This window comes from Thermoactinomyces sp. CICC 10523 (genome assembly GCF_016055105.1).
GTDB lineage: Bacteria > Bacillota > Bacilli > Thermoactinomycetales > Thermoactinomycetaceae > Thermoactinomyces_A > Thermoactinomyces_A daqus.
Genome location: NZ_JAECVX010000027.1, coordinates 1 through 8,691, shown reverse-complemented (window position 1 = coordinate 8,691; position 8,691 = coordinate 1). Strand labels below are relative to the sequence as shown.

Below are 8,691 nucleotides of genomic sequence, written 5' to 3'. Positions count from 1 at the left end.
GGCAGATGATTGGGGTGAAGTCGTAACAAGGTATCCCTACCGGAAGGTGGGGATGGATCACCTCCTTTCTAAGGAGCTCTTCACAGAGCAAATGAACCGGTTACTTCTCGGGTCATGCCTTACTCACTCTTTAGTTTTCAGGGAATACGGCTAAATGGAAAACACCTGTTTATTCGTTTAATACGATTAAACAGGTGTTTTTTTGTTTCCGCCCGAAAGTGCCGTCAAAGGGCAACACCAGCAAAGTTGCATATCTTTTCACAGGGAAATACATAAGGTTTTGACATGATTGCAATTCTAAAAAGGAGGGAGGAAATGAGATGAAAGAAGGAAAACAGCCGTTATCAGTGCAAAAACCGCAGGTATTTCACCAAAAAAAGATTGCGGAACAAAAGCAGAAAAAAGGAATGTCCGAAGGGCAACTGGTCTTTATCGGGGTTGCTTCCATCTTGGGAGCGGGATTTTTTTGACGACAGCCACGACGATCCGTGAAACAGGGATCTCCATTTTATTGTCTTATTTGGTTGGAGTTTTTGCTGTTTGGGCCATTTTTGACTCTTTGGGTGCCATGATTGTGACGGAATCCGGCTCTCAGGGCTCATTTATTTATTACGTTGAAAAGTATCTTGGAACTTTATTTGGTTTTATTGGCGGTTGGATTTATTGGGCGGCAGGAGTTTTGGCAATGTCCAGCGAGATTACGGGGATCAGTATCTTTACACAAAAATGGCTGCCTTCTGTTCCGATCTGGATGCTCTCAACGATATACACTCTGTTGGCGCTGGGGATTAATTTGATTGGCATGAATAATTACGGGCGGATCGAATCGTTTTTTGCTGTGGTAAAAACGGCAGCTTTGGTCATCTTTATCGGTGTTGTCTTTTATTTCATCCTTGGTGGACGGGTTGCCGCGCATGCGCATTTTACCCGGACGGATCAATGGTTTGCCCATGGCCTGCCCGGATTTTTAACAAGCTTGAGCATGATGTTTTTTACCTTTGGAGGGATTGTGGCCACGGGAATGGCTTCGGCCGAGGTCGAAAATCCGAGGGTGATTCCGTCAGCTTTTCGTAAAATTGTCCTTCTTCTGGCTGTTTTATATCTGTTGTCTCTTTTTGCCATCCTCTATGCCATCCCGCTGACCAAAATCGTGGAAAACCAAAGTCCGATGATAACGATTTTAACCTTGTTACGCATCCCGTATGCTGATGCTGTCCTGAATCTCATCATGATCTTGGCAGCCTTTTCAACGGCTATTGCCGCCATGTTTGGCGTCTCTCATATTTTGGTCAGCCTCAGCAAACGGGAAGAAGCTCCTTCCTTATTGGCTAAAATAAATAAGCGAGGCGTTCCTTTTCCCTCGCTGATCGTGACGACGATCTTTGTATTTCTGTTCATTGTCGCTTCTTACTTTTTGCCTGGTTCCATTTATGAAATTCTGACGACCTCTGCAGGTGTGGTCTATTTGTTTTTGTGGGGCATGATTCTGTACACATACCTGCGTTTTCGCCGTTTTCAACAAGAGTCAGCCAATGAACAGGGCAAAGTCTGGGGAATTCCCTGGCGTTTTTGGCTTGCCATCCTGATTTTGACAATTGCGCTGGTCGGGAGTGTTTTTGATTACAAGCATTTGATCAGTATGCTGATCAGTGTCGGATTTGTGCTTATCGCCGGCTTTTCTTACTTCATCCTCATCAGGCGCAAAGGGACGAGGGCAGCCGAAAAACTGCGGTAAATGGATGCGGTGCGCCTCGGCATTTTATCCAGGGATTGTTTTGGTTTGGTTTCCGGATTTCCATCCTCAATGAATTTTGAACAGCTCCCGTTCCACCTCCTGAACATCCCGGGCACGTGTTGATTCAATCCGGCAAAATCAATGCGCACCCGGTTTTGTTTCGGTTGCAGCAGTTTTGATGCCCTCAGAGCCGGATCAGCGGGCATTTTATGAAGCTGACTGGGCAAGCTCCCCTTTTTCTTCTTTGAGCATTCTTTTTTCGAATACCTTAAAAAAGGGATAGTAGATGAGAACGGAAAGGCAGATATTAACCAGGCACAAAACGATCGCCCGCCAATCTCCGCCGGTTGCCAGATACGCTCCGATTGGGGCAGGTAATGTCCAGGGTGGAATGGTGGCCACGCGGTTAATCAGATCGAGAGAAAAAGCGATATATGTGGTTGTCGTGCAAACGATGGGAACCAAGACAAAAGGGATGAACATCAGCGGGTTCATCACCATCGGCACACCGAAAACGATCGGTTCATTAATATTGAAAATGCCGGGTACAATCGAAAAACGGCCGACTTTCTTTAAGTATGAAGATTTGGAAAAACACATGAGGATTGCAAGGCCGATGCTCGTTCCCGATCCTCCGATCCAGACGAACCATTGAAAAAACGGTTCGACAATCAGATTGGGCAGCGCTTTGCCGGCAGCGGCAGCAGCGGCATTTTGATCCAGCAGGGCAAACCAGATCGGTTGAAAAACGGTTCCGACCACCGCATCGCCGTGAATACCGGCCGACCAGAGCAGCATGATGAAAATGACCGGAACCAAGGCGCCGAGATAGCTGTTTCCGGCAAAGGCGGCCAGCGGTTTGAAGATTGCGTGCAATACCTCATTTAAATCAATTCCAAGCCAGACGCGGATCACCCACATGACAACGATAATAAATGCAGCGGGAATCAGTGCCTCAAACGAGCGTGAAACCGAACTGGGCACGGAATCGGGCATTTTGAGCGTGATGCGATGTTTCTTGAAAAATCGCAAGCTTTCAACTGCGATCAGCATTGCCAAGATTGACATAAACAGTCCCGAACCGCCCAGGTTTTCCATGGGCAACAGCCAACCGAGCGGCTGGTCTTTCGGCAATTTGTCATCCAGATTGACCGGAATTGTTGCCATGATAAAGGTCGCCATCGTCAGCATGCCGCCGGAAATGCCGTCCAGTTTGTAGGAGCGGGCCAAGCTGTATCCCATGCCGAAGGAAGCATAGAGGGCCATTAATCCGAGTGTAAGACGGAACGGGATTAAAATGTCATTGGTGTACGGCTCCACCATCTTCGCCAGACCGGGAATGGGAGGATTGGCGATAATCAAGAAAAAAGCACCGACGAGAATAAGGGGAAGAGCAGAGATGATTCCGTCCCGAATGGCCCGCAAATGCCGCACTTCCGAAAGGCGTGCAAGAGGAGGCATCAACTTAGAATCAATCCATTGCAAAAATGTTTCCATAAAAAACCTCCTGGTGTTATAAATGTGACACTAGTCTGAAATATAACCGTTTACAATTTGAATATAACTTATCGGGCAGTAGTTGTCTATACCAATTTTTTTGTTATAATAAAAATTGTTCAGATATTTTTTGCAAGGAAAAAAATGCCCCTTAAATGACGTCAGATGGGAGAGAAAACAGGCGATGTCGGAATTGGACAGACTGGAGACGGAAAAACGAAATCCACGTACAATGGATATTGATGAGTTGGACAGTTTTGAAGTTGTCAAACGGATCAACGAAGAAGATGCGCTGATCCCCGGGGCGGTTGCCGCTGCGTTGCCGCAGATTGCACGGGCGGTGGATCAGATTGTGGAGGCGATTAAAAAAGGGGGGTGTCTGATCTATATCGGTGCTGGAACGAGCGGGAGAATCGGGATTCTCGATGCTTTGGAATGTCCGCCCACGTTTGGTACGCCGCCGCAATTGGTTCAGGGGATTATCGCCGGGGGAGCGGGTGCCGTTGATACATCCTGGGAAACTGCAGAAGACCAGTATGATCTTGGAAAAAACGATCTGCAGGAAATACGTTTGACGGACAGGGATATCGTGGTCGGAATCGCTGCAAGCGGGCGCACACCGTATGTGATCGGTGCCCTTCAATATGCAAATGAGGTGGGAGCAACCAGTGTCGCCCTTGTTTGCAACCCCGGCACAAAAATGGAACAGGTGGCTAAGCATACGATTTGCGTTGTGACCGGCCCGGAGGTGGTGACCGGTTCTACACGCATGAAAGCGGGTACTGCGCAAAAAATGGTCCTTAATATGCTGAGCACGGCAACCATGATTCGCCTGGGTAAAGTTTATCAGAATTTGATGGTGGATGTGGAACCGCTCAACCATAAGCTGATTGAGCGATCGAAAAACATTGTGATTGAGGCGACCGGTTGTACCAGAGCGGAAGCGGAGAAAGCGCTATCAGAGCAGAACGGGAATACCAAAGCGGCCATTTTGCAACTTTTAACGGATCTCTCCCCCGATGAGGCGGTCCGGCTTTTGGAATTACATGACGGAGTCTTAAAAAAAGCACTGGCAGCGGTGAATAAAAACTGAAAATAAAGATCAGCAATCCATACGGCGGACAGCCGATTTCTTTTATCATGATGGAGGGATGTTTGTGCGAGTGCTGATGGTTTGTGCAGGCGGAATGTCGAGCGCCATCGTGGTCAAAGCCATTAAACAGGAGGCGGATAAACAAGGATTTGCTCTGGAGATCAAAGCGGTCGGCACCCACGAATTTGAAAATGAATTGCCCGGGTATGACCTGGGGCTGGTGGCTCCGCAAGTAAAGCATCGTTTTTCCACTTTTGCCGAGATCGGCAAGCAGTTGAATGTACCGGTTGTTTTGATTCCACCTACGGGTTATACGCCGATCGGCGCCCCGAAAGTACTTGAACTGATCAAGAGTTATGCCGAAAGTAAATAAATGTCCTGATCTCTTAGTTGAAGGAGAAAGATGATGAATCTGGAACAAGAAATCTTCAATATTATTCTGCATGCCGGAAATGCGCGCGGGCTTGCTTATGAAGCGCTGGAGGCAACAGAAACGTTTGATTTTGACAGAGCTGATCAGTTGCTGAAACAGGCCGAAGAAGAATTGGAGAAAGCCCATGAGACGCAGACGAAATTGATTCAGGCGGAGATGAACGGGACCACGTTTGAAAAATCATTGCTGTTGATACACGCACAAGACCATTTGATGACGGCGGTAAGCGAGCAAAAGCTGATTGAGCGGATGATCCGGGTAATCAAAAAATTGAAGGAGAGCCGGTAACTTGGCAACCATTCAAAGCGGTTTTGCAGAAAGAGGGGAAAAACAATGAAACGGTTGGGTGTGTCGATTTATCCGGAACATTCCACCCCTGACCGGGATCAGGCGTATTTGAAGCTGGCGCATGAGTACGGATTCAGCAGGGTGTTTTCCTGCCTGCTGTCCGTTCAGGGAAACCGGGAAAAAATTCTCGCCGATTTTAAAGAAACCGTTGCGTATGCGAATCGGTTGGGAATGCAAGTGGTTGTCGATATTGCTCCCCGCGTGTTTCAGGCCTTGAAAATCTCTTACGAAGATCTGTCATTTTTTAACGAGCTCGGCGCGAGCGGAATCCGGTTGGATCTCGGCTTCACCGGCCGGGAAGAGGCGGCGATGACGTACAATCCCTACGGTTTAAAAATTGAACTCAATATGAGCAACGGCACCCGTTATCTTGAGCAGATTCTCAGTTATCAGCCGAAACGGGAAAATTTGCTCGGCTGTCATAATTTTTATCCTCACCGTTATACCGGCCTGGCGTATGATCACTTTCTCCATTGCAGCTGGCAGTTTAAAGAGAAGGGGATTCGCACCGCTGCCTTTGTGTCCTCGCAAGCGGCTTCGTTCGGTCCCTGGCCGGTAACCGAGGGCCTGTGCACGCTGGAAATGCATCGAACCCTGCCGGTCGACGTGCAGGCTAAACATCTTTTTGCCACCGGAGTCATTGACGATGTCATCGTCGGAAATGCTTATGCGTCTGAGGAAGAACTGCGAGCGCTCAGTCAAATTGATCCGGACCGGCTGACGTTTACTGTTCAGCTGAACGAAGGGATCACGGAGTTGGAGCGGAAAATCGTCCTGGAAGAGCCTCATTTTTATCGCGGGGATGTTTCCGACTACCTCATCCGCTCAACCCAAAGCCGGGTAAAATACAAAGATGTCCCCATTCCCCCGCATCTCACTGTCGAAATCAAGCGCGGCGATGTGCTGATTGACAACGATCTGTACGGGCAGTATAAAGGCGAATTGCAGATTGCCCTGAAGCCGATGAAAAATGAAGGAAAAACCAACGTTGTCGGGCGAATAGCCGAGGAAGAGCTGATTTTGCTGGATATGTTGAAACCGTGGAGTCCCTTTCGGTTTGAACATAAAAAGTAGGTGATCCGGATGCCGTTTGTGATTGGGGTCGACGGAGGCGGAACGAAAACCGAAGCGGTGGCTTTTGATTTGAGCGGGAGGGAACTGGCACGGTCACGCAGCGGATTTGCCAATGTTCTGGTTGATCCGGAACGGGCGATCAAGCATATACGCGAGGCGATTGAGGGGTGCATCCATCAAGTAAAGGATCGGTGCCTTTATCTTTATCTCGGGCTGGCGGGAATTGAGAGCGGCACTTGCCGTGCGGAACTGGAAAAGATGCTTCGCGAGCGTTTTGCCATCCCTTTTTCCATCGTCAATGATGCGCAGATCGCCCATGCAGGAGCCTTGAGGGGAGGGGACGGCATTTTAACCGTTACCGGCACGGGTTCCATCTGCTTTGGGGTGAAGGAAGGCGTTCAGGCGGTGACAGGAGGATGGGGAAATTTGCTGGGAGATGAGGGAAGCGGTTACTGGATTGCGATTCAGGCGTTGCGCCGCATTATCGCTGAAGCGGAACGGAACCTGCCGCACAGCCCGCTCAGCCGATGTTTGTTGGATGAAATCGGGGTGAAAGAGGCGGAGGGGTTAAAATCATTTGTTTATGGAGTGACGAAGGCGGAGATTGCCGGTCTGGCACCAATCGTCGCGAGACAGGCCGATTCGGGTGATGAGGCTTCTGCCGCGATTTTGCGCCGCGCCGGGAGGGAGTTGGTGCAGATGACGCTGCGCTTGCGGGAAAAGCTGGGGTTTGGTGACGATGTTTCCATTGCCGTCGCCGGCAGCATTCTTTGCCGGATTTCCCATGTCAGGGAAACGTTTCTGCGCGAAATCAGGCAATCCATTGTGAATGCCCGCGTCGCAATCGCAGGGGAATCAGCTGCCAAAGGGGGATATTATCTGGCCATGAGAAGACTTGGGGAGAGAGGATGATCAGGTGGCGCTGGCAGTTGGTTTGATGTCGGGAACCTCACTGGACGGGGTCGATGCCGCATTGGTGGAAATTGAGGGAAGCGGACTTGCAACGAAAGTAAAACTGATCCATTTTCTCACCCTGCCCATTCCCGATGGGCTGAAACGGGAAATTCGCGCCTGCTGTGAAGTGGACCGATCTTCTGTTAAGCTGGTTTGTAGTTTGAATTTTAAGTTGGGGGCTCTGTTTGCGGAGGCAGTGAAACAGGTTTGCCGTGAAGCCGGGGTGGACTTGGAGGAACTTGCATTTATTGGTTCGCATGGACAGACTGTTTATCACATCCCCAAATCCGATGGTTCTTTTGTCCGCTCCACCTTGCAAATCGGGGAACCCGCTGTGATCGCCTATGAGACAAAAACCAAGGTTGTAGCCAATTTCCGGGTAATGGATATGGCGGCAGGCGGGGAAGGGGCGCCGCTTGTACCCTATACCGAATTTCTGTTGTACCGGTCCGGGCGTGACCGAATTTTGCAGAATATCGGCGGGATCGGAAATGCCACCGTCATTCCCAAAGAGGCCACGCTGGATGAGGTGTTTGCTTTTGACACCGGGCCGGGCAACATGATCATTGATGAGATTTGCCAACGGTTGACCGGTTTGCCCTGTGACCGTAACGGAGAGTGGGCGGCCAGGGGAAAGATCCACAAGCCTTTGCTGGAAAGGCTCATGAATCATCCCTTCATCTCTGCTCCCCCGCCCAAATCGACAGGGAGGGAGGTGTTTGGCGCCCCTTATGCAGAGGAGCTGCTCAAAGAGTGGAAAGGGTTGCAGGCAGAAGATTGGCTGGCGACGGTTACCCTGTTTACCGCCCGCTCCATCGCAGAAAATTATAAGCGATTTATTTTTCCGATGTATCCGGAAGCTGAAATCATTATCAGCGGCGGGGGAAGTTATAATCCTACCCTTTTGCGAATGTTGAAGGAATGCCTGCCCCATCATCGCGTGTTAACCCAGGAAGATTTGGGGTTTTCCTCCGCGGCCAAGGAAGCGGTTGCTTTCGCCGTTTTGGCCAATGAAATGCTGCACGGTTTGCCGGGAAATGTGACCGGCGCAACCGGGGCGGAAAGAAGGGTCGTGCTCGGATCCGTCACTCCGGTTCCATATTGAACCGGGAGAAAAAATAAGAATGAAACGGGCGGAGCGAAAAGAGGAAAACAGCTGACAAAACGTTTGCGCGCCTGTATTTTATTTCGCTGAGTTTGAATTTCGGCTGAGCCTGACTCAACAAGGAGGCGGTTAGAGCCGGCCTGGACATTACTTTCCTGAAAGCCGAAGGGATTTGGGCCTGTTGGTTCCATCAAGAAGCCTTGTCCAGGCCGCTCGCTTATTTGCAGAAAAAAAGCGTATTCTGTTCTTGATGGTTTTACTTATAAATTTTATTAAAACCATTGACATCTAAAATTAAATTTGATAAGATGATTTTCGTCGCTGCGAAACGCGGTTGAGAAAAAAGAATTTTGATGTGTTCCTTGAAAACTAAAGAGTGAAGCATGACCTGTTAATTCTTTTTGAGCTAGATCTTTATCGGAGAGTTTGATCCTGGCTCAGGATGAACGCTG

Annotated in this window: 9 protein-coding genes and 1 rRNA gene; 9 read left to right on the top strand and 1 reads right to left on the bottom strand. The window is 49.4% G+C overall.

Annotation, left to right across the window (positions count from 1 at the left end; all coding sequences use genetic code 11):
• The 3 genes from I8U19_RS16870 to I8U19_RS16860 all read left to right on the top strand — a co-directional run.
• Positions 1-68, top strand: a 16S ribosomal RNA gene (locus tag I8U19_RS16870); the annotation flags it as partial.
• Positions 69-320: 252 nt separating this feature from the next.
• Positions 321-470, top strand: a complete 150-nt coding sequence (locus I8U19_RS16865; protein WP_198056601.1) for a hypothetical protein — start codon at positions 321-323, stop codon at positions 468-470.
• Positions 467-1,735, top strand: a complete 1,269-nt coding sequence (locus I8U19_RS16860) for an amino acid permease (RefSeq protein ID WP_198056600.1) — start codon at positions 467-469, stop codon at positions 1,733-1,735. Before I8U19_RS16865 ends, I8U19_RS16860 begins: the two co-directional genes overlap by 4 nt.
• A 207-nt stretch (positions 1,736-1,942) precedes the next feature.
• On the opposite strand, the gene I8U19_RS16855 is transcribed toward I8U19_RS16860, so the two are convergent.
• Positions 1,943-3,232, bottom strand: coding sequence for a PTS sugar transporter subunit IIC (locus tag I8U19_RS16855; RefSeq protein WP_198056599.1), 1,290 nt, complete (start codon positions 3,230-3,232; stop codon positions 1,943-1,945).
• A gap of 184 nt (positions 3,233-3,416) precedes the next feature.
• Between I8U19_RS16855 and murQ the strand changes: the two genes are divergently transcribed.
• The 6 genes from murQ to anmK all read left to right on the top strand — a co-directional run bounded on the left by murQ (position 3,417) and on the right by anmK (position 8,239).
• Positions 3,417-4,325, top strand: a complete 909-nt coding sequence (gene murQ, locus I8U19_RS16850) for an N-acetylmuramic acid 6-phosphate etherase (protein ID WP_198056598.1) — start codon at positions 3,417-3,419, stop codon at positions 4,323-4,325.
• Between the two features lie 64 nt (positions 4,326-4,389).
• The gene (locus tag I8U19_RS16845) at positions 4,390-4,698 is read left to right on the top strand and encodes a PTS sugar transporter subunit IIB (RefSeq protein WP_033101965.1); all 309 of its coding nucleotides are present in this window, start codon (positions 4,390-4,392) and stop codon (positions 4,696-4,698) included.
• A 33-nt stretch (positions 4,699-4,731) separates the two neighbouring features.
• Positions 4,732-5,046, top strand: coding sequence for a PTS lactose/cellobiose transporter subunit IIA (locus tag I8U19_RS16840; RefSeq protein WP_198056597.1), 315 nt, complete (start codon positions 4,732-4,734; stop codon positions 5,044-5,046).
• A gap of 45 nt (positions 5,047-5,091) precedes the next feature.
• Complete coding sequence (locus I8U19_RS16835) at positions 5,092-6,180, top strand: DUF871 domain-containing protein (protein ID WP_033101963.1); 1,089 nt, start codon at positions 5,092-5,094, stop codon at positions 6,178-6,180.
• 9 nt (positions 6,181-6,189) lie between these two features.
• Entirely contained in the window at positions 6,190-7,092 is a 903-nt protein-coding gene (locus tag I8U19_RS16830; protein ID WP_198056596.1) for an N-acetylglucosamine kinase, read from the top strand.
• A 4-nt stretch (positions 7,093-7,096) separates the two neighbouring features.
• Complete coding sequence (anmK, locus tag I8U19_RS16825) at positions 7,097-8,239, top strand: anhydro-N-acetylmuramic acid kinase AnmK (RefSeq protein ID WP_370589817.1); 1,143 nt, start codon at positions 7,097-7,099, stop codon at positions 8,237-8,239.
• The last annotated feature ends 452 nt before the right edge of the window (positions 8,240-8,691 follow it).